Below are 20346 nucleotides of genomic sequence, written 5' to 3' on the forward strand. Positions count from 1 at the left end.
GGGATACAGGGAGAGAATAAATGGACAATAAACTCAAGGTGTTCATCGTCGACGACGATCCGATTCTGCTGGAGGTGCTCGGCGCCGTGCTTGAGGCGGATTTCGACCGGGAATTCTTCGGCTCGGGCGAGGATTGCCTGGCGCGGATTGCCGAGTGCAAGCCGGATATCGTCATCCTCGACCTGACCCTGCCGGGCATCAGCGGTTTCGAGGTCTGCCAGCGTTTGAAGGAGGATTGGGATACGCAGGATATTCCCATCCTGTTCGTTTCGGCCAGTGACGATATCGACACCCGGCTGCAATGCTACGAAGCCGGCGGCGAGGATTTCATCACCAAGCCTTTCGACCCGGACGAGCTTCTGCGCAAGGTCAAGGTGGCGGCGCGCATCCTGGGCGAGAAGCGCAACCTGCACGAGCAGGCCGGTTATGCGCAGCGCACGGCGATGTCGGCGATGGTCAGCATGGGCGAACTGGGTGTCGTCCTGCAGTTCCTGAGCAAGTCCTTCTCCTGCGGCAGTTCGGAAGAACTGGCGGCGGCCTTGATCGACAGCATGCGCCAGTATGAACTGAATGCTGCCGTCCAGCTGCGCATGGACGACCGGGCCCGGTCGTACAGCGAGAACGGTTGCGATCTGCCGCTGGAAGTTTCGGTGCTCAACCATGTCCGGCATTCCGGGCGGATTTTCCAGTTCAAGACGCGCTGCGTGTTCAATTACGGGCACGTCACCTTGCTGGTCAACAACATGCCGCTGGACGATCCGGACCGCTGCGGTCGTATCCGCGACAACGGTGCCTTGCTGGCTGAAGGCGCCGACGCCCGGATGCGTGCGATCGAGGCCGAGGAACTGGCGCGCCACCGGCGGGCCGGCATCGAGGCAGCCTTGCCGCGGGTGCAGTCAACGCTCGATTCGGTGCAGGCCAGCTACCGCCGCAATTCGATGGAGCTCACCGAGATCATGATCGAATTCCAGGAAGCCCTGGGCCGTTCGATGATGTCGCTGGGACTCACCGAGAGCCAGGAGGAGTCGATGACCACGCTGGCGGCGGATTACATGCAGCGCATGGTCGCCAGCCAGGATGCCAGCCTGCAGACCATCGGCCAGTTGCAGGAACTGGCGCAAAGCCTGGAGCAGGTGCTCAGGCGTTGAGGAAACGGGCGACGCGCTGGCTGACGCGTTCGCTTAATCCGGCGTCGATGCAGTCGAAAGTCTCGGCGGCAAAGGAATTGCCCAGCCAGGTAATCTGGCGCTTGGCCAGTTGCCGGGTGGCGAAGACGCCGCGGTCGCGCATTTCTTGGCGCGGAATCAGGCCGTCCTGGGCCTCCCAGACCTGACGGTAACCGACGCAGCGCATCGCCGGCAGTTCGGGGGTGAGCCGGTATTTCTGCCGCAGCATCGCCACTTCTTCGTCCAGGCCGGCGAGCAGCATTTCGTCGAAGCGGCGGGCGATGCGTTCGTGCAGCACGGCACGGTCCGACGGCAACAAGGCCAGTTGCAGGAAATTCCAGTCCGGTTTCTGTTGTTCGCTCTCGGCCAGCACCGCGGACATCGGCCGGCCGCCTGCCAGACAGACCTCCAGCGCCCGCTGGATCCGCTGGCTGTCGTTGGGCGGCAGCCGGGCAGCCGTCGCCGGGTCGAGTTCGGCCAGGCGGGCGTGCATCGCCGGCCAGCCCAGGCGGGCGGCGTCGGCGTCGATGGTGGCGCGCAGGGCATCGTCGGCCTGCGGCAACTCGGCCAGTCCGTGCAGCAGGGCGCGGAAATAGAGCATGGTGCCGCCGACCAGCACGGGGATGCGTCCGGCGGCGCGGATTTCGTTCATCGCCGCCAGTGCCTCGGCGCGGAAGCGGGCCGCCGAATAACGCTGTTCCGGCGTGATCAGGTCGATCAGGCGGTGCGGATAGCGGGCCAGTGTTTCCCGGTCGGGCTTGGCGGTACCGATATCCATGTCGATGAAGACCTGGGCCGAATCGACGCTGATCAGACCGACCGGCAAACGGTCGGCCAGCGCCATGGCGGCAGCGGTCTTGCCCGAAGCAGTCGGGCCCATGATGAGGATGGCTGGCGGTAATTTCATGGCGGGCAATGCTAGCACGGGGGGGCTATAATCCGCTAATCATGACCGTCATTCTCAGTCGTCGTCGCCTGCTCTCCGCCGGCTTGCTCGCGCCGGCCGCCGGCCTGCTGCCGTCGTTTGCCGGGGCGGCCGGTGAGCGCATACCGGGCTTGAGTGCCCGTCATGCCTTCGTCGGCAGCCTGGATGAAACCCTGCTGGCGATCGATGCCGACCGCCCGGTGCAGATTGCCTCGATCAGCAAGCTGATTTCCGCCTGGGTCGTGTTGAGCGCCGAACTGCCCCTGAACGAGACGATACGCATCGAGCAGGCGGATGCGGTGAGCTCGGAACATACCCGCTCCAGCCTCCCGGTCGGCTCGCGCTGGCGCCGCGAGCAGTTGCTTGAATGGCTGGTAGTGGCCTCGGACAACCGCGCAGCGGCGGCGCTGGCGCGGACTTTTCCCGGCGGCTGGGAAGAGTTCCGTTACGCGATGCGGGCGTTGATGACGCAGATGCAGTTGTTCAGCTTCGATTTTGGCGACGCCGCCGGGTTGTCGCCGGTCAATCAGGCCAGCGCCCGGGATCTGGGCGTGCTGCTGGCGACCCTGGCACAGATTCCCTATTTCCAGGCGTTGTCGCGCAAGACGGCGGTCGGCGGCAAGCTCAACGTGAATCGCTTCGCCCATGACCGCTCGGTCTCGCTGCTTGCCGGCAAGACCGGGTTTACCTCGCTGGCCGGCTTCTGTCTGGCCGAAGCCGAGCGCTTCGGCGGCCAGGTGATCGCCATGGTCGTGCTCAACGCCAGCGACCGCGAAGCCCGGGCGCGCGACATGAACCGCCTGCGCAGCTTCGCCCGGGAGCGGCTGGGCAGTGCCTGAGGCCGCCCGGTCTACCGGATCATGGCGCGCAACAGGGCTTCGGCGCTGGCCGCGTCGGCCGGCCGGCCGAAATGGTAGCCCTGCATCAGGTCGCATCCCTGTTCCAGCAGGAATTCGCGCTGCTCCGCCTGCTCGACGCCTTCGGCAATGACTTCCTTCTGCAGGCTGGCGGCGATGGCGATGATGGCGCGGACGATGGCAATGTCGTCCGCATCCTCCGGCAGGTCGCGAACGAAGGATTGATCGATCTTGATCCGGTCGAATGGCAGGCGCTTGAGGTAACCGAGACTGGAGTAACCGGTGCCGAAGTCATCGACCGACAGCTTGATGCCGATGGCCCGAAGTTCCTGCAGGACGTCGATGATCCGGTCGGTATCGTGAATGAACGCGCTCTCGGTGATTTCCAGCTCCAGCCAGCGCGCCTCGAGGCCGGTCTCGGCGAGGATGGCGGCGACCCGTTGGGGCAGGTCGGGCTGGCGTAACTGGACGGCCGAGAGGTTGACCGCCATTACGACCGGCGGCAGTCCCAGGTCCTGCCAGCGCCGGTTCTGCCGACAGGCTTCGCGCAGCACGCGCTCGCCAACCTGGTAGATCAGGCAGCTTTCCTCGGCCACCGGGATGAAGCGTGCCGGCGGGATGGTTCCGAGTTCCGGGTGCTGCCAGCGGACTAGGGCTTCGAAGCCGACCAGGCGTTGCTTCCTGGCATCGGTCTGGGGCTGGTAGTGGACGAATATCTCGTCGCCGCCGAGTGCCCGGCGCAGATTGTTTTCGAGCGTGACCCGCTCCGAAATGCGCAGATTCATTTCCTGGGTGAAGAAGCGGTAGGTATTGCCGCCGGTTGCCTTGGCCTGATACATCGCTGTATCGGCGTTCTTCAGCAGGCTGCCGATGTCCTTGCCGTCCTGCGGATACAGGCTGATGCCGATGCTGGCGCCGACGCGCAATTCGTGGCCGCTGACGAAGAAGGTCCGGCCGAGGACATCGATCAGGCGCTGGGCAATCGTGGCCAGTCGGGCCGGGGCGCCATGGTGACGGATCAGGATGGCAAATTCGTCGCCGCCCTGACGGCTGATCGTGTCGCGCTTGTCGAGGTTGGTGCTGAGCCGCTGGGCGACCTGCAGCAACAACTGGTCGCCGATGTCGTGGCCGAGGGTGTCGTTGATGTTCTTGAAATGGTCGAGGTCGAGGAACATCAAGGCCAGTTCGGCCTGATTGCCGAGCGTTTCGGCCAGGGCGCTGGCCATGTGCTCGGCCAGCAGGAAGCGGTTGGGCAGATCGGTGAGCAGATCGTGTTCGGCCAGGTGGCGGATGCGTTGCTGGTCTTCGTGCAGTTGCGTGATGTCGCGGGCAACGCCGGCAACACCGGCGAGTATGCCGCGATCGTCAAAGACCGGCGTGGCGATGTATTCGTAATGGCGCTGACCACCCCGCTCGGTCGGCAGGCTGCCGGTCTGTTTTTGCTGACATTGTTGCGACAGTGCTTCGTCGGAGAGGGTGCTCAGCGCTTCGGCGAGGATCGGCGGCAACGCGGCTTCGGCCGGTTGGCCGAGAATGGCCTCGACCGGTTTGCCTGACAGTTCGGTGTAGGCGTCGTTGACCGCGATCAGCAAGCCCTGGCGGTCGCTCAGCCAGGCCGGGTCGGGAAGGCTGTCGAGCAGGGCGCGGGTGCGGCGGAAGGTGGTTTCGTAGGCCCGGGTCATGCCCTGGGCGATTTCCCGGGCGCGGTCGTAGGTGCGCAGCCAGACGACGATCCAGCCGGCCAGGACGAGGGCGAGCAGGCCGGTGCTCAAGGTTGCCCAGAAGGCCTGCTGGCGCCAGTTGCTGAGGAAGTGTTCCGGTGTGTGGCCGACGACTACATAAAAGGGTAGTTCGCCAACCTGCCGGACTACATAGAGGCGTTCGATGCCGTCGAGCGCCGACCGGGTGGTGAAATTGGTGTAGCTGCCTTGTTGCCGGATCAGTTCGCCGACTTTCGGATGGCTGACCGTTTGACCGATCCTGTCCGGCGCGGGGGGGTAGCGCGCAATCAGTTGCTCCTGGGCATTCACCAGGGCGATGCTCTGGCCGTCACCCAGGTTCAGGCTGGCGAAGAAATCCTGGAAGTGTTCGGCGCGGATTGCCGCCTGGATCAGGCCGGCGAAGTTTCCCTGCGGGTCTTCGATGCGGCGGCTGAGGGTGATGACCCAGTTGTGCGTAATGCGGGCGAACAGGGGTTCTGAAATGACCAGCGCGCCCGACTTGTCGTCGCGGTTGCGCTGGAAGTATGCGCGGTCGGCAATGCGCGCTGCCGCTGGTTCTCCGGCCGCATCGAAGATGAAACGGCCATTTTTGTCGGCAACGCGCAGGCTTTGCGATTCATCGGCAATCAGTCGCAAGTAGCGGGACAGGGTGGCGTTGATGTCGACCTGATACTTGTCGCGCAGTGGTGAGAGATAGACCTTGCTGCCGAGCAGGATGGTGTCGATCTTGTCGATCGTGTTGCGGGCGTGGTCGTCGAGAACGTGGGCAAGATTCTCCAGGTTGCGCAGGGCGAAGCTACTTTCGCGCTCGTGAGCGATGATCAGGCCGATTGCCAGCAGGCTGGCATAGGTGATGAACGCCAGCGTTCCCAGTCCGAGCAGGGCATAGCGGCGCCAGTTGTCCTGCTGTGGCGAAACCAGTTGCTGGAATCGCGAAATAAGAGACTTCATCGAGGCTCCGGGCGTGATGAACCCGGATTATCGACCGCGAAGAAACAATTTGTCGAGTTCGTTAAGCGACAGCGCGGTCCACGTCGGCCGGCCGTGGTTGCACTGGCCGGCGCGTTCGGTCTCTTCCATCTGGCGCAGCAGGGCATTCATCTCAGGAATCGTCAGCTGACGGCGGGCGCGCACCGCGCCGTGGCAGGCCATGGTCGCCAGCAGTTCGTTGCGGCGGGCGGTGGCCAGCCGGGTGATGCCGTGTTCGCGCAGATCGGCGATCAGCGAGCGCGCCAGCGCTACCGGGTCGCCCGACTGGAGCAGGGCCGGCACGGCGCGCACGCCGAGCTGGCCGGGGCCGAGCGGGGCGATCTGGAAACCGAGGTCGGCCAAGGCGGCAGCATGTTCTTCGACCGCCGCGACGTCGACCGGATCGGCCGAAAAGATTGCCGGGATGAGCAGGTTCTGCGTCGCCACCTGGCGGCTGTCGAAGGCGGTCTTGAGCTTTTCGTAGAGGATGCGCTCGTGCGCCGCGTGCATGTCGACGACGATCAACCCGCCCGCGTTCTGCGCCAGGATGTAGATGCCGTGCAGTTGCGCCAGCGCGTAGCCGAGCGGCGGACCGTCGCGGTCGACCGGGATTTCCGGGCGGAACTGCGGGGCATCGGCTGCGCCGTTGCTGGTCGTTGCCGGGCGTTGGGCGGCCTGGGCGAAAGCCAGGTAAGCCGTGGCCGCGGGTTCGGCAACACCGAGGCTGCCCTGGTGGCGCAGCGGTGGTGGGAAAGTGGGCGCCGTGGGTGCTGGGGATGTCCACGGTTTTTTTTCCGCGAAAACCGTGGTTTGTCCCCTGTTTTCGCTGACCGGCGTTGGTTCGGCAGCCTGGATCGGCGTCGCCAATGTGCGCTGGATGGCGTGGTAGACGAACTGGTGCACGGCGCGCGAGTCGCGGAAGCGGACTTCGGTCTTGGCCGGGTGGACGTTGACGTCGACCAGCCCGGGGTCGATCTCGAGGAACAGGCAGACGGCCGGCTGGCGGGCGCCGTGGAGGACGTCGCGGTAAGCCTCGCGCAGCGCGTGGCCGATGATCTTGTCGCGCACGAAACGGCCATTGACGAAGACGTTCTGGCCGTCCTTGGTCTCGCTGGCGCGGGTCGGGTCGATGGCGAAGCCGGTCAGCGAGATTGGCCCGGCGGCTGCGTCGACCGTACGTGATGCCGCGACAAAGTCGTCGCCGACCACTTCGGCGATGCGCCGGGCGCGGTCGGCCGGTGCCAGCTGGAACAGGCTGCGGCCGTTGTGTGTCAGGCTGATGGCGACGTCCGGCCGGGTCAGCGCGAGGCGGCGGACGGCGTCGGCGCAGTGGGCGAATTCGGTGCTTTCCGACTTGAGGAATTTGCGCCGCGCCGGGGTGTTGTAATAGAGGTCGCGCATCTCGACCACGGTGCCCGCCATCAGTGCTGCCGGTTCGGGTTCGGCCCCATTTTCGCCGCGCAACTTCCAGGCATGCGCGGCGCCGCGTTCGCGGCTGGTGATGGCGAGCCGGGCGACGGCGGCGACCGAGGCCAGCGCCTCGCCGCGAAAGCCGAAGCTGGCGACGCGTTCGAGGTCGTCGAGGCTGGCGATTTTCGAGGTGGCGTGCCGGGTCAGCGCCAGCGCCAGTTCGTCGCGGGCGATGCCGCAGCCGTCGTCGGTGATGCGGATCAGCTTGACGCCGCCTTCCTCCAGGTGCACCTGGATCGCCGTGCTACCGGCGTCGAGGCTGTTTTCGAGCAACTCCTTCAACACGGAGGCGGGTCTTTCGACGACCTCGCCGGCGGCAATCTGGCTGATCAGGAGGTCGGGGAGGCGGGCGATGGTCGGCATGCCCGGATTATAATGCGGCCTCCTTCATTCCCCGGTGACCTGCATGCGCGGCTCGTCAAACTTCCTCCGCTTCCTGCTCCTGGCCTCGGCGGTACTGGTGGCATCGGGCTGCTCGACCCGGCTGGATCGCGAAGGTCGGCCGGCGTCACGCGTCGAGGCGCGTTATCTGCTGAAGACCGAGATCGACCGCGTTACCGACGTCAATCGAGATGAAGTGGTGGCCGGCCTGATGCGCATTGCCGACAAACTGTACAAGCGCAATCCGCGCGAGTGGCGGCAAGCCGGGCTGGCCAGCCGGGAGGCGGCGCTGCAGCGCCTGCAGCAGCGTCAGTCCTGGCCGGCGCTGGCCGGGCAGCGCGAACGCCTGGCAGCGGCTCAGGCTTTTTCCGAAGAGTATCGCGACGACCGTGTCGGTGCGCTGATGTTCGGTCTGCTGACCATGGTCGATGCGGCTTTCGAGCACAAGGACGATTTCTACATTCTCGACAGTCTGAACGAGACCAAGTTGTTCAATGCCGCCCGCAACATGGAGATCGCCATCTGGAAACTGGGCAACGACCGCAATTCGGCCGGCGAACTCTATCTCCTCTCCAACGAACTCGACCCGGCCAACCGCAATCTCTCCTTCGAGCGGGAGTTCGGACGTATCGTCGGTCTGCTCGATTTCATGGCCCAGGTCGTTGCCGACCGCAACGGCCGGACGTTGTCGCGGTTCACCCAGTCGGTCGCGACAGCCATCTTTCTTCCCGTAGGTTTCTGAACATGAAAAACATCGTCATCCTGATTTCCGGTCGCGGCAGCAACATGGAGGCCATGCTGGCCGAGCGCGCTGCCGGCCGCCTGCCGGTCAACATCGCTGCCGTGATCAGCAACCGGCCGGACGCCAAAGGTCTGGAAACGGCCGCCCGTGCCGGTATCGCCACCCGTTCCCTGGATCACAAGGCGTTTGCCGGTCGCGAGGCGTTCGACGAGGCGCTGGCCGCGTGCATCGACGAGTTTTCGCCGGACCTGGTCGTGCTCGCCGGTTTCATGCGCATCCTGACGCCGGCGTTTGTCGGTCGCTACGAGGGGCGGCTGCTCAACATCCATCCGTCGCTGCTGCCTTCCTTCCCCGGTCTGCACACGCACCAGCGGGCGCTCGACGAGGGGGTGCGCATCCACGGGTGCACCGTGCATTTCGTGACGGCGGCGCTCGATCATGGACCGGTCGTCATCCAGGCTGCCGTGCCGGTATTCGACGACGATACCGAAGACAGTCTGGCGGCCCGCGTTCTGCGCCAGGAACATCGGATTTATCCGCAGGCTGTTCGCTGGTTTGCCGAAGATCGTCTGCAACTCGACGGCGGTCGCGTCCGGGTTGCCGGCACGCAGGTAGAACAAACCGCCTTGATCGCGCCGGAAATCCGCTGACCGGGCATGCCCTTCATCCTCTTCGCCGCCCTTGCCGGATCGCTGCTGATTCACGCGCTGGCCCTGTTCGGCGTCGATTACGGGGTGTTTGCCGAACAGGTTGAGCCGCCGCCCTTACAGGCTGAATTGAAAATTCTGCCACCACCACCGGTACTGGAACGGTCGGTTTCCGAACCCCGGCCTGCGTCTGCCGAGCCTCAACGCAAGAAAAAACTTGTCAGACCGGCAAGCACACCGGTCGTGGCAAGCGCCGAGGTCGCGCCCGGGGACGTCCCGCCGGCTGCGGTCGTCGAGCCTGTGCCGCGACCCGAGCCGACACCGGTGGCGCCCGTTCTTGGCGGCAGCGGACGGATCAACTTTCTCGTCGTCCGCGATTCGCCGCGCATGAATATCGGCCGCGCCGTGCATCGCTGGGAATTTCCCGGTGACGGCAGCTATCGGCTCAGCAGCGTGATTGAGACCAGTGGCCTGGTTGCGTTGTTCAAGCCGGTGCGCCAGTCCTACGAAAGTGTCGGGCGCCTGGCGGCCAGCGGACTGCAGCCCGAGCATTTCCGGGTGGTGCGCAAGGATCGCCAGCCGGCCGAAGGCGCCGATTTCGACTGGCAGCAGCACGAAGTGACGCTGATTCGTGACGGCAGCAAGCAGCGGATTGCGCGGGGAACGCAGGACCTGCTGTCGTTGAATTACCAGCTGGCCTATCTGGCGGCGCCGGAAAACGGCTCGGCGATCGGGGTGGTCACCAGCAAGAAATACGAACGCCACGATCTCGATTCGCACGGTGAAGAGGAAATCGAGACGCCGGCCGGGCGTTTCCGCGTGCTGCATCTGCGTGCCACCGGGGAAACGTTGATGGATATCTGGATTGCGCTCGATTACGGTCGCTTGCCGGTTAAAATCCGCTTCACCGACAAAAAAGGCGACAGTTACGAACAAATCGCCACCGATATCGAGCCCGTCGTCGATGTGCCGGGTCGGAACCAAACAGGAAAACCATGAAAGTCCGCTTCACGCCCGCCCTCTTTGCCCACGCCGAAAACCTGCTGGGGCAGTTGCTGAATTTCGATCATCCGGCCGATGCCGTGGTCTCGCGTTATTTCCGTGAGCATCGCCAGCTGGGTCACGCCGATCGCGGTTTCGTCGCCGAAACGGTGTTCGCGGTCCTGCGCCGGGGGCGCAGCATCGAAGCGCGTTGTGCCGACAATCTGTCCGACCGGCGGCGTCTGCTGGTTGCCTTGCTGGTCGTGCGTGGCTGGAATCTGCGCGAGCTCGCCCCGGTGCTGAAAGCCGGCGAGGAAGCCTGGCTGGCCAGTGTGGCGGCGTTCGACGAGTCGGCCTTGTCGCCGGCGGTGCGCTGCGACCTGCCGGACTGGCTCTACGAGCGCCTGCTGACGAGTTTTACCGCGGACGAAATTCCGGTCCTGGCGGAAGCGCTGAACCGACCGGCACCGCTCGATCTGCGGGTCAATACCCTGAAAACCGACCGTCAGGCCCTGCTCGCGCAACTGGCCGAAGCCGGCATCGCCGCCCAGCCCGGCGCCTGGTCGCCGCTGGCGGTCCGCCTGCGCGACAAGCCGGCGCTGGCCAAGCATCCCTTGTTCCTGAGCGGCGCTTTCGAGGTGCAGGACGAAGGCAGCCAGTTGCTGGGGCTGCTGGTCGAAGCCAAACGCGGCGAGATGGTCGTCGATTTCTGCGCCGGCGCTGGCGGCAAGACGCTGCTGCTCGGCGCGCAGATGCGCAATACCGGCCGCCTTTACGCGTTCGACGTTTCCGAGCGCCGCCTGAGCAAACTCAAGCCGCGTCTGGCGCGTTCGGGGCTGTCCAATGTCCATCCGGTGCGCATCGAACACGAGCGCGACCAGAAGGTGAAACGCATGGCCGGCAAGGTCGATCGCGTGCTGGTCGATGCGCCGTGTTCGGGGCTGGGCACGCTGCGGCGCAATCCCGACCTGAAATGGCGCCAGGACGCAGCGTCGGTTGCCGAACTGACCGCCAAACAGACCAGCATTCTGGCGGCGGCGGCGACCCTGCTGCGCCCGGGCGGACGGCTGGTCTATGCGACCTGCAGCCTGCTGGCCGAGGAAAACGAACGCATCGTCGAGGCTTTTCTTGCAGCCCATCCGGCGTTCCGCCTGGTGCCGGCCGAACAGGTGCTGGCCCGTCAGGGCGTGGCCTTGAGCGGCGACATGCTGCATCTGCTGCCGCATCTTCACGATACGGACGGTTTCTTCGCCGCCGTACTGGAGAAGCAGAATGGATGAGTCGACGCGTCAGGCGCTGAGTCTGATCGGCAAGTTACTGGCGGACTTCGGCGATCCGCTGTTCGTCTGGCAGTTGGTCGCGCTGGGCTCCTGCCTGGTGCTGGCCTGGGGAATTGCCCACTGGTGGCAGCGGACGCATCGGGAAGACGGCGGCGGACGTTTCCGCCAGCTCGGCGGCCGACTGGCTTTTCCGGTGTCGGGGATGGTGCTGACCGGGGCGACGCAGGTGGCGCTCAAGTCCTTCATGCCTGTGACCGTGCTGCAAGTGGCGATGCCCTTGCTGGCGTCGATGGCGTTGGTCCGCAGTGTCGTCTATGTGCTGCGCCAGGCCTTTCCCGGGGCCAGTTGGCTGACTTCGTGGGAAAAGCTGATCGCCACGCTGGTCTGGGGCTGGCTGGCGCTGTACATCACCGACCTGGCGCCGTTCGTGATCGAGGCGATGACCCAGGTCGGGTTCAGCATCGGCAAGCAGCAGTTGAACCTGTGGCTGATTTTCAGCGGCCTGGTGACCATTTTCCTGACCGTGATCTTTGCGCTGTGGATCTCCGGCGTCATCGAGGCCCGCCTGATGGGCATGCGCTCGCTCGACGGCAATCTGCGCATTGTCGGCGTCCGGGTTGCGCGGGCCGTGCTGACGGTGCTGGCCGTGCTGGTCAGCCTGGCGATGGTCGGTATCGACATGACTGCGTTGTCGGTGTTTACCGGGGCGCTTGGCGTCGGTCTCGGTTTCGGCTTGCAGAAGATCGCCAGCAATTACGTGTCCGGTTTCATCATCCTGCTCGACCGTTCGATCCGCATCGGCAACATCGTCCAGATTGGCGCCGACAGCGGGGTGGTCAGCCAGATCACCACGCGCTACACGGTTATCCGTAATCCGGGCGGTATCGAATTCATCGTGCCCAATGAAATGCTGATCGGTACGGTGGTCCAGAACCAGACCTATTCCGACAACAGTCTGCGTCTGAGCACGACCGTCGGCGTGGCTTATGACAGCGATCTCGAACTGGCGATGCGCCTGATGGTCGAGTCGGCCCAAGGCCAGCCGCGGGTATTGCCCGACCCGCCGCCGCGGGTGCTGCTCACCCAGTTTGCCGACAGCAGCATCAATCTCGAACTGGGTTTCTGGGTGGCCGATCCGGAGAATGGCAAGATGAACGTCGTTTCGGACATCAACCTTGCCATCTGGCGGGCCTTCCGTGAGCATGGCGTGCAGATTCCCTTCCCGCAGCGCGAGGTCAGATTGCTGGCCGATCGTTGAGCGGGTATTTGCCATGTTTCGCGATGATTTGCAAGCGAATTGATTGTGTTTCTAGAAACTACTGCATATACTCCTCATACAGCTTTGATCTGTTGAGGTTTTTATGCTCGCTGGGACGATAAGCAAGTACCTTTTCCGGATACGGACGCGTAATGGCGTTATCGTTGAGCATCTCTCTTTCTACGGTCGGGATGAGGAAGAGGCTCGCCGCAAGGTCGCGCAGATCTACAACTATTGCGAAATTCTGGAGTGCAAGCACCATCAGGTCAGCATGAACGGCCGTCTGGGGTCGATCAACTACGAAGACGTGGTCGATCTGATCAGCGCGTCGTGACCGGCAGGCTGCCGCGTTCCAGCAGTTCGTTGAACAGTTTGCGGTAATCGTGGGCGCCGGTGCTGCCGGCGTTGTGCCGGAACACGTCCTGATTCAGTGAGGGGCTTTCGGCCACCGTCACGTTCTCGGAAATCACCGTGTCGATCACTTCGTCGCCGTAGCGTTCGCGCAAGCGGTTGCGCACGTCCTCGCTCATCCGGCGGCGGCGGTCGAAGCGTGTCAGCAGGTAGTAACGCGGGACGCGGCGTTTCATCACCGGCTCCAGAACCTGCAGCGTGCGCGTGATGTGGTCGGCGGCCTGCAACGACAGGTAGTCGGTGGATACCGGAATGATCAGGCAGTCGCAGGCGAAAATGGCATTCAGCGCCAGCACGCCGATGTAGGGACAGCAGTCGATCAGGCAGTGCCGGTCCGGATTGGCTTCCTCGAGGGCATCCAGGCCGTGGCGCAACTTGTTGAGAATGGCCGGCCCCTTGCCGAAGATCGAATCGACTTTGATCAGCTGCTGGTGGGCAGGAATCAGCCGGCCGATATGCTCCCATTCAACCTCGAGTTCCTGCAGGGTGCGCAAGTCCTGGAAAAAGGCGAACAGGCTCTGTCCGGCATCGAGCGGCGCCTGGCCGTGGATGCTCGACAGGTGGCCCTGGGGGTCGAGGTCGATCAATAGCGGCGGGTTGCCCGAGCGGTTCAGGGCAGCGCCGAGGTTGAGCGTGGTGGTCGTCTTTCCGACGCCGCCTTTCTGGTTGAATATGGCGATTCGCATGGTTTGGCCGTTCTATACAAGGCGCTATTTTTCACTTAACATTCAGCTTTCTGCAACTCTTTCCGGATTTATTTGCCGGTGCGGGTTGTGATCGTTCCGGCGGCGGTAGCCGCCGTTTTCGTTTTATGGGGTTGCCTCATGTCGCATGTCATGAATACCTACGCCCGCTTGCCGGTGGCTTTCAGCCATGGCGCCGGCAGCCGGATCACGGATACCGAGGGGCGGGAATACCTGGATGCCTTGTCCGGCATCGCCGTCAATACCCTGGGTCACGCCCATCCCAAGCTGGTCGCTGCGATCGCGGCGCAGGCCGGGCGGATGCTGCACACCTCGAATCTCTACGGGGTGACCGGCCAGGAGCAACTGGCCGACAAGCTGTGCGCGCTGTCGGGCATGGACGAAGTCTTCTTCGCCAATTCCGGTTGTGAAGCCAACGAAGCAGCGATCAAGCTGGCGCGCTACTACGGTCACAAGAAGGGTATCGAACTGCCGACCATCATCGTCATGGAAAAGGCCTTCCACGGCCGCACCATGGCAACCCTGTCGGCGACCGGCAACCGCAAGGTGCAGGCCGGTTTCGAGCCGCTGGTCGCGGGTTTTGTCCGTGTGCCCTACGGCGATCTGGAAGCGGTTCGCGCCGTCGCCGAACATAACAAGAACATCGTCGCCGTGATGCTGGAAATCATCCAGGGCGAGGGCGGCATTCATCTGTGCGATCCGGCCTACTATCAAGGTGTGCGCCAGTTGTGCGACGCCCACGAGTGGCTGATGATCTGCGACGAGGTCCAGTGCGGCATGGCGCGTACCGGCAAGTGGTTCGGCTACCAGCAGGTCGGCGTTCAGCCGGATGTGGCGACGCTGGCCAAGGGCCTGGGTTCGGGCGTGCCGATCGGCGCCTGCATGACCGGCGGGCGGGCCACCGGCCTGTTCGGGCCGGGTAACCATGGCTCTACCTTTGGCGGCAATCCGCTCGCCTGCACGGCAGCGCTGACCACCATCGAATGCATCGAGGAAGAAGGCCTGCTCGACAACGCCGCCCGGATCGGTGCGCTGATCCGTCAGGGTTTTGCCGAGGGGCTGGCCGGAGTCGCCGGCCTGGTCGACATTCGCGGTCACGGCCTGATGATCGGCATCGAACTCGATCGCCCCTGCGGCGATCTGGTCAAGCGGGGCCTGGCTGCCGGCCTGCTGATCAACGTCACCGGCGATACCGTGATCCGTCTCCTGCCGCCGCTCAATTTCAGCGAGGCCGACGCCCGCGAACTGGTCGAGCGGATGCTGCCGCTGATCAAGGCCTTCCTGGCGGAGTGAGGCAATGACGATCAAGCATTTCCTGCAGTTCAAGGACTTCAGTCGCGACGAACACCAGTACGTGTTCGAACGCACGCGCTGGATCAAGGACCAGTTCAAGTCCTACCAGAAGTACTGGCCGCTCAGCGACCGTACGCTGGTGATGATTTTCGAGAAGGCCAGCACGCGCACCCGCCTATCGTTCGAGGCCGGCATGCATCAGCTTGGCGGTTCGGCGATCTACCTGAACACCCGCGATTCCCAGCTCGGGCGCGGCGAGCCGGTCGAGGACGCGGCCCAGGTCATCTCGCGCATGAGCGACATCGTGATGATCCGCACCTTCGAGCAGGACATCATCGAGCGCTTTGCCGCCAATTCGCGCGTGCCGGTGATCAACGGCCTGACCAACGAGTACCACCCCTGCCAGATCCTCGCCGACATCTTCACCTACATCGAGCATCGCGGCTGCATCCAGGGCAAGACCGTGGCCTGGGTCGGCGACGCCAACAACATGTGCAACACCTGGCTGCAGGCCGCCGACGTGCTCGACTTCAAGGTCCATGTGTCGACGCCGCCCGGTTACGAACTGAATCCGGCCCTGATCGCCGGCGTCGATCCGTCGCGCTACGCGGTCTTTGCAGACCCGATGGACGCCTGCCGCGGTGCCGACCTGGTCACTACCGACGTGTGGACCTCGATGGGTTTCGAAGCCGAAAACGAGGAACGCAAGAAGGCCTTCGCCGACTGGTGTGTCGACGCCGAGATGATGGCGGTGGCCGATCCCAAGGCCGTGTTCATGCACTGCCTGCCGGCGCATCGCGGCGAGGAAGTGACGGCGGACGTCATCGACGGTCCGCAATCGGTGGTCTGGGACGAGGCGGAAAACCGCCTGCACGTCCAGAAGGCCCTCATGGAATACCTGCTGCTCGGCCGCCTCAAGGTCTGATCGGCGCATTGTCAAAACGAAACTGGAAAAGCAAATGAGCGACGTCAAGAAAGTGGTTCTCGCCTACTCGGGCGGTCTGGATACCTCGGTCATCCTCAAGTGGCTGCAGGACACCTATCAATGCGAAGTGGTGACCTTCACCGCCGACCTCGGCCAGGGCGAAGAGCTCGAGCCGGCGCGCGCCAAGGCGCTGAAGTTCGGCATCAAGCCGGAAAACATCTTCATCGACGACCTGCGCGAGGAGTTCGTCCGTGACTTCGTCTTCCCGATGTTCCGCGCCAACACCGTCTATGAAGGCGAATACCTGCTCGGCACCTCGATCGCCCGTCCGCTGATCGCCAAGCGCCTGATCGAGATCACCAACCTGACCGGCGCCGACGCCATTTCGCACGGCGCCACCGGCAAGGGCAACGACCAGGTCCGCTTCGAACTCGGTGCCTACGCGCTCAAGCCGAGCGTCAAGGTCATCGCGCCGTGGCGCGAATGGGACCTGCTGTCGCGCGAGAAGCTGCTGGCCTACGCCGAACAGCACGGCATTCCGGTCGAAATGAAGCACAAGCAGGGTGGTTCGCCGTACTCGATGGACGCCAACCTGCTGCACATCTCCTACGAAGGCCGTCACCTGGAAGACCCGGCGGCGGAAGCCGAGGAAAGCATGTGGCGGTGGACAGTGTCGCCGGAAGCGGCACCCGATGCGGCCGAATACCTCGACATCGAATACGAGAAGGGCGACATCGTTGCGCTGAACGGCGAACGCCTGAGCCCGGCCCAGGTGCTGACCAAGCTGAACCAGCTCGGCGGCAAGCACGGCATCGGCCGCCTCGACCTGGTCGAGAACCGCTACGTCGGCATGAAGTCGCGCGGCTGTTACGAAACCCCGGGCGGCACGATCATGCTGCGCGCCCACCGCGCCATCGAGTCGGTCACCCTCGACCGCGAAGTCGCCCACCTCAAGGACGACCTGATGCCGCGCTACGCCAGCCTGGTGTACAACGGTTACTGGTGGAGCCCGGAGCGCGTCGCGCTGCAGACCCTGATCGACCACACCCAGCAGAACGTCAACGGCTTCGTCCGCGTCAAGCTGTACAAGGGCAACGTGATCGTCGTCGGCCGCGATTCCAAGACCGATTCGCTGTTCGACTCGACCATCGCCACCTTCGAGGACGACGCTGGCGCCTACGACCAGAAGGATGCCGGCGGCTTCATCAAGCTCAATGCGTTGCGCATGCGCATTGCCGCCAATCTCAAGGCACGCAAGGGCGGTTGATCGGTGGAAGGTACTGTATTCGGCTTCAACGAGGAGCAGATCGCCGACTTTTTCTCGACCTGGGGTGTCGGCGCCTTCATCCTGTTCATGCTGTTCATCATCGGCGAAATCGCCTGGAAGTCGAAAGCCGGCAAGACCGGGACATTTGTCCTGTTCTTCGTGCTGGCTTTCGGCATGGTCGGTTTCATCGCCAAATCCATCATTGAAAAACTCTGGGGTATCTGATGTCTCAATTCGACAACGTTTCCGTGGTCAAGGCTGCCAACGTCTATTTCGACGGCAAGTGCGTCAGCCACACCGTCATCCTCGCCGATGGCACCAAGAAGACCGTCGGCGTGATCCTGCCGTCGTCGCTGACCTTCAACACCGGTGCGCCGGAAATCATGGAAGGCGTCGGCGGTGCCTGCCGCGTCAAGCTCAAGGGCGAGAGCGAGTGGAAGACCTACGGCGCCGGCGAGTCGTTCAACGTGCCGGGCAATTCCAGCTTCGAGATCGCCTGCGACGCGCCTTACCACTACGTCTGCCACTTCGAGTAATCACCATGCCGAGCTTTGACTTCACCTCCGAAGCGGACATGGTGGCGTTGAAGAATGCCGTCGACGTCACCTCGCGCCAGATCGACAACCGCTACGACTTCAAGGGCACCTCGGCCAAGGTCGAGTTGAACGAGAAGGACAAGCTGATCACCTTGTGGGGCGATTCCGAGTTCCAGCTTGACCAGATCAAGGACCTGCTTTTCCCGGCACTGGAAAAGAAGGAAAAGGACAGCGTCAAACGGCTCGATCCGCAGAAGGTGCAGAGCGTTTCCGGCAACAAGGCGAAGCAGGAACTGAAGATCCGCGACGGCATCGACAGCGAGTTGGCGAAGAAGATCGTCAAGCTGATCAAGGACGCCAAGCTCAAGGCGCAAGCCTCGATCCAGGGCGACGCGGTGCGTGTTTCGGGCAAGAAGATCGACGAACTGCGCGAAGCGATTGCGCTGGTCCGCTCGAAAATCACCGATTTCCCGATCAAGGACGGCAACTACCGCGATTGATCGCCGGAAAACCGGTCAGGAAAGGCGGCTGCGGCCGCCTTTTTTCATTCAGTGGCGCAGGCCCTTGATCCAGACCGAGTAGAGCTGTTCCGACAACTGACGCATCACCGGCAGCTGGGCGGCAATGCCGGCCTGCATTTCGGCCGGCGTCTGGGCGCTGGGCTGGTCGGCTACGGAGAGAGCCTCGTCGGCCCACTGCTCGCACCAGGTGGCGATCATTTCCGGCGTCATCTCGACATGGCACTGCATGCCCAGGTGCGGACCGAGCACGTACATCTGGTTGGCGCAGTAGGCATTGCCGAACAGCCGGGTGGCGCCGGGCGGAATGCTGAAGGTTTCGCCGTGCCACTGGAACACCGTGCCCGTCCGGCCGGCCAGTTCGCCCAGCCAGTGGCGGGCGGTTGCGTCGTCCTGCGCGTCGGCCGTGCCCCAGCCGATTTCCTTGACCGGGTTCCGGGTCACCTGACCGCCCAGGGCCTTGCTGATCAGCTGGCCGCCCAGGCAGTGACCGATCACCGGGATGTCGCGGGCGACCGCATCGCGGATCAGCGCGCAGACCGGGGCGATCCAGGGCAGTGGGTCATTCACGCTCATCGGCCCGCCCATGAAGCACAGGCCGGCGTAATCCTCGGCGCTGACGGGGACGGCTTCACCCTCGTCGATGGCGATCAATGTCCATGGAATCCCTTGCTGCTCAAGGAATATGGCAAAATAGCCCGGACCTTCGGTAGGGGAGTGACGAAAGATGGCGACCGGTTTCATGGCTGTGCTGCGCTTGGCGGGAAAGGGCGTTCATTTTACGCTCGCCGCGTTTTGTCTGTTGCTGTCCTCCGCGCTGGCCGCGCAGGAAGTCGGCCTGGCAGGCATCATCGGCAGCAAGGCGCTGCTCAAGATCAACGGCGGGGCGCCGCGCGCGGTTCCTGCCGGGGCGACGGTCGATGGCGTCAAGGTCGTTTCGGTCCAGGGCGATCAGGTGGTGGTCGAGATCAACGGTCGCAAGCGTCCGCTGAAGGTCGGGCAGAACGCGGTCGGTGTCGCTGCCAGCAGCGATTCCGACCGTCTGGTACTGCAGGCCGACGGGCAGGGGCATTTCTTCACGACTGGGACGATCAACGGTGTGTCGGTGCGTTTCCTGGTCGATACCGGGGCCAGCATGATTTCCCTGGGCGCCAGCGATGCGCGGCGTATGGGACTGGATTTCAACCGCGGCCAGAAAGGCATTTCGCAGACCGCGAACGGCCAGGTCATGGTCAGCAAGGTGCAACTCGATAACGTGCGCATCGGCGGCATGACGCTGCATCAGGTCGATGCGGTGATCCACCAGACCGATCTGCCGATCGCGCTGCTGGGAATGAGCGTGCTCAACCGCATGGAAATGCAGCGTGACGGCAGCACGATGACGCTGAAAAAGCGCTTTTAGGAGAGAGAATATGCCGCAAAAGGATCAGGAAATCGCGCTCTTGCGTACCGAGCTGGAAATGTTGATGCGCGAGCGGCAGTCGCTGTTGCGCGTGGTTGGTGCCAGCGCCGCGCTGATCGCCTCGCTCGACAGCAAGCGCCTGCCGGTGGGCGCGGTCGAGGCGGCCGATATGGTGGCCACGGCGGTCAACGGACTGCCGGAAGAAACATTGCAGGATGCGCTGAACGCCGTGCATGCGGAAATCGAGGAAGGACCGGTGGCTTGACTGAAGGCGAACTGGCACGTTTGCGCCGCAGTCTGTTGCCGGCGCCGGCAGCAGGCGAGGCGGTGATCGAGGATGGCGCCCGCAGCAGCGAACTGACGCCGGCTGCCGTCCTTTTTCCCATCGTCCGGCGCGAGCCGGGTTTCACCGTGCTGCTGACCGAACGCACCGCGCACCTGCGCGATCATGCCGGGCAGGTGAGTTTCCCCGGCGGCCGGGTCGAGGCCGGGGATGCTTCGCCGCTGGAGACGGCCTTGCGCGAGACCGAGGAGGAAATCGGGCTGGCCCGCCGCCACGTCGATATCCTCGGTTACCTGCCGGAATACCGCACCGGTACCGGTTTTTGCGTGGTGCCCGTGGTCGGTCTGGTGACACCGCCGTTCTCGCTGACCCCCGATCCTTTCGAAGTGGCCGAGGTGTTCGAGGTGCCCCTGGCCTTCCTGCTCGACGAGGCCAATCACCAGCGCCATTCGGTCCATCTGCGCGGTGCCTTGCGTCATTATTATGCAATGCCCTACGGCGATCATTTCATCTGGGGGGCGACGGCCGGCATGATCCGCTCGCTGACCGAAAGGCTTGTGGTATCTTGATGCCTTGGCCTGGAACAAACCGCTGCGCAGGGTAATACACC

The 20346-nt window shown here is 63.9% G+C and carries 22 protein-coding genes; 17 read left to right on the forward strand and 5 right to left on the reverse strand.

Features of this window, described 5'->3' with window-relative positions:
* Positions 1-20 precede the first annotated feature (20 nt).
* Complete coding sequence (locus Q0799_RS12675; protein ID WP_298398884.1) at positions 21-1148, forward strand: response regulator; 1128 nt, start codon at positions 21-23, stop codon at positions 1146-1148.
* Here the strand turns inward: Q0799_RS12675 and miaA are convergent.
* Positions 1138-2073, reverse strand: coding sequence for a tRNA (adenosine(37)-N6)-dimethylallyltransferase MiaA (gene miaA, locus Q0799_RS12680; RefSeq protein WP_298398885.1), 936 nt, complete (start codon positions 2071-2073; stop codon positions 1138-1140). The genes Q0799_RS12675 and miaA overlap by 11 nt on opposite strands.
* 41 nt (positions 2074-2114) lie before the next feature.
* Here miaA and Q0799_RS12685 point away from each other — a divergent pair, with 41 nt between their 5' ends.
* Complete coding sequence (locus tag Q0799_RS12685; RefSeq protein ID WP_298398886.1) at positions 2115-2930, forward strand: D-alanyl-D-alanine carboxypeptidase family protein; 816 nt, start codon at positions 2115-2117, stop codon at positions 2928-2930.
* 11 nt (positions 2931-2941) lie between these two features.
* On the opposite strand, the gene Q0799_RS12690 is transcribed toward Q0799_RS12685, so the two are convergent.
* On the reverse strand, positions 2942-5620 hold the full coding sequence (locus Q0799_RS12690; RefSeq protein WP_298398888.1) for an EAL domain-containing protein: 2679 nt from the start codon (positions 5618-5620) through the stop codon (positions 2942-2944).
* A gap of 27 nt (positions 5621-5647) precedes the next feature.
* Positions 5648-7471, reverse strand: coding sequence for a DNA mismatch repair endonuclease MutL (gene mutL / locus Q0799_RS12695; RefSeq protein ID WP_298398890.1), 1824 nt, complete (start codon positions 7469-7471; stop codon positions 5648-5650).
* A gap of 43 nt (positions 7472-7514) precedes the next feature.
* On the opposite strand from mutL, the gene Q0799_RS12700 reads away from it, so the two are divergent.
* The 6 genes from Q0799_RS12700 to Q0799_RS12725 all read left to right on the forward strand — a co-directional run bounded on the left by Q0799_RS12700 (position 7515) and on the right by Q0799_RS12725 (position 12731).
* Entirely contained in the window at positions 7515-8231 is a 717-nt protein-coding gene (locus tag Q0799_RS12700) for a hypothetical protein (RefSeq protein ID WP_298398892.1), read from the forward strand.
* 2 nt (positions 8232-8233) lie between these two features.
* Positions 8234-8881: a phosphoribosylglycinamide formyltransferase gene (gene purN, locus Q0799_RS12705; protein WP_298398894.1), complete on the forward strand. Its 648-nt coding sequence runs from the start codon at positions 8234-8236 to the stop codon at positions 8879-8881.
* Positions 8882-8887: 6 nt separating this feature from the next.
* Entirely contained in the window at positions 8888-9877 is a 990-nt protein-coding gene (locus tag Q0799_RS12710) for a DUF3108 domain-containing protein (protein WP_298398895.1), read from the forward strand.
* Positions 9874-11139, forward strand: a complete 1266-nt coding sequence (locus Q0799_RS12715) for an RsmB/NOP family class I SAM-dependent RNA methyltransferase (protein ID WP_298398897.1) — start codon at positions 9874-9876, stop codon at positions 11137-11139. The genes Q0799_RS12710 and Q0799_RS12715 overlap by 4 nt, the downstream gene beginning before the upstream one ends.
* Positions 11132-12397 (forward strand): mechanosensitive ion channel domain-containing protein, encoded by a 1266-nt coding sequence (locus tag Q0799_RS12720; protein ID WP_298398899.1) that lies wholly within the window; start codon positions 11132-11134, stop codon positions 12395-12397. The genes Q0799_RS12715 and Q0799_RS12720 overlap by 8 nt, the downstream gene beginning before the upstream one ends.
* 103 nt (positions 12398-12500) lie before the next feature.
* Positions 12501-12731 carry a hypothetical protein gene (locus Q0799_RS12725; RefSeq protein ID WP_043421686.1) on the forward strand — a complete coding sequence of 77 codons (231 nt, stop codon included), beginning with the start codon at positions 12501-12503 and terminating at the stop codon, positions 12729-12731.
* Here the strand turns inward: Q0799_RS12725 and Q0799_RS12730 are convergent.
* Positions 12718-13494 carry a ParA family protein gene (locus Q0799_RS12730; RefSeq protein ID WP_298398901.1) on the reverse strand — a complete coding sequence of 259 codons (777 nt, stop codon included), beginning with the start codon at positions 13492-13494 and terminating at the stop codon, positions 12718-12720. The two genes, Q0799_RS12725 and Q0799_RS12730, sit on opposite strands and share 14 nt — an antisense overlap.
* 138 nt (positions 13495-13632) lie before the next feature.
* Between Q0799_RS12730 and Q0799_RS12735 the strand changes: the two genes are divergently transcribed.
* Genes Q0799_RS12735 through Q0799_RS12760 form a run of 6 tightly spaced genes read left to right on the forward strand, consistent with a single transcriptional unit; the run spans position 13633 to position 18033 of the window.
* Positions 13633-14805 carry an aspartate aminotransferase family protein gene (locus Q0799_RS12735; RefSeq protein ID WP_298398903.1) on the forward strand — a complete coding sequence of 391 codons (1173 nt, stop codon included), beginning with the start codon at positions 13633-13635 and terminating at the stop codon, positions 14803-14805.
* Positions 14806-14809: 4 nt separating this feature from the next.
* Positions 14810-15730: an ornithine carbamoyltransferase gene (gene argF, locus Q0799_RS12740; protein ID WP_298398905.1), complete on the forward strand. Its 921-nt coding sequence runs from the start codon at positions 14810-14812 to the stop codon at positions 15728-15730.
* Between the two features lie 34 nt (positions 15731-15764).
* The gene (locus Q0799_RS12745; RefSeq protein WP_298398907.1) at positions 15765-16997 is read left to right on the forward strand and encodes an argininosuccinate synthase; all 1233 of its coding nucleotides are present in this window, start codon (positions 15765-15767) and stop codon (positions 16995-16997) included.
* 3 nt (positions 16998-17000) lie between these two features.
* Positions 17001-17222 carry a DUF2788 domain-containing protein gene (locus Q0799_RS12750; protein WP_028996035.1) on the forward strand — a complete coding sequence of 74 codons (222 nt, stop codon included), beginning with the start codon at positions 17001-17003 and terminating at the stop codon, positions 17220-17222.
* A complete protein-coding gene (locus Q0799_RS12755) occupies positions 17222-17533 on the forward strand; it encodes a pyrimidine/purine nucleoside phosphorylase (RefSeq protein WP_298398911.1) in 312 nt (103 codons plus the stop codon). The genes Q0799_RS12750 and Q0799_RS12755 overlap by 1 nt, the downstream gene beginning before the upstream one ends.
* Positions 17534-17538: 5 nt before the next feature.
* On the forward strand, positions 17539-18033 hold the full coding sequence (locus Q0799_RS12760; protein ID WP_298398913.1) for a YajQ family cyclic di-GMP-binding protein: 495 nt from the start codon (positions 17539-17541) through the stop codon (positions 18031-18033).
* A 48-nt stretch (positions 18034-18081) separates the two neighbouring features.
* On the opposite strand, the gene Q0799_RS12765 is transcribed toward Q0799_RS12760, so the two are convergent.
* A complete protein-coding gene (locus Q0799_RS12765) occupies positions 18082-18795 on the reverse strand; it encodes a type 1 glutamine amidotransferase (RefSeq protein WP_298398915.1) in 714 nt (237 codons plus the stop codon).
* 58 nt (positions 18796-18853) lie between these two features.
* Here Q0799_RS12765 and Q0799_RS12770 point away from each other — a divergent pair, with 58 nt between their 5' ends.
* Genes Q0799_RS12770 through Q0799_RS12780 form a run of 3 tightly spaced genes read left to right on the forward strand, consistent with a single transcriptional unit; the run spans position 18854 to position 20305 of the window.
* Positions 18854-19453 carry a TIGR02281 family clan AA aspartic protease gene (locus Q0799_RS12770; protein WP_298398918.1) on the forward strand — a complete coding sequence of 200 codons (600 nt, stop codon included), beginning with the start codon at positions 18854-18856 and terminating at the stop codon, positions 19451-19453.
* Positions 19454-19463: 10 nt separating this feature from the next.
* A complete protein-coding gene (locus Q0799_RS12775; RefSeq protein WP_298398920.1) occupies positions 19464-19718 on the forward strand; it encodes a hypothetical protein in 255 nt (84 codons plus the stop codon).
* A complete protein-coding gene (locus Q0799_RS12780; protein ID WP_298398922.1) occupies positions 19715-20305 on the forward strand; it encodes a CoA pyrophosphatase in 591 nt (196 codons plus the stop codon). The genes Q0799_RS12775 and Q0799_RS12780 overlap by 4 nt, the downstream gene beginning before the upstream one ends.
* Positions 20306-20346 lie beyond the last annotated feature (41 nt).

Source organism: uncultured Azonexus sp. (assembly GCF_937982035.1).
GTDB lineage: Bacteria > Pseudomonadota > Gammaproteobacteria > Burkholderiales > Rhodocyclaceae > Azonexus.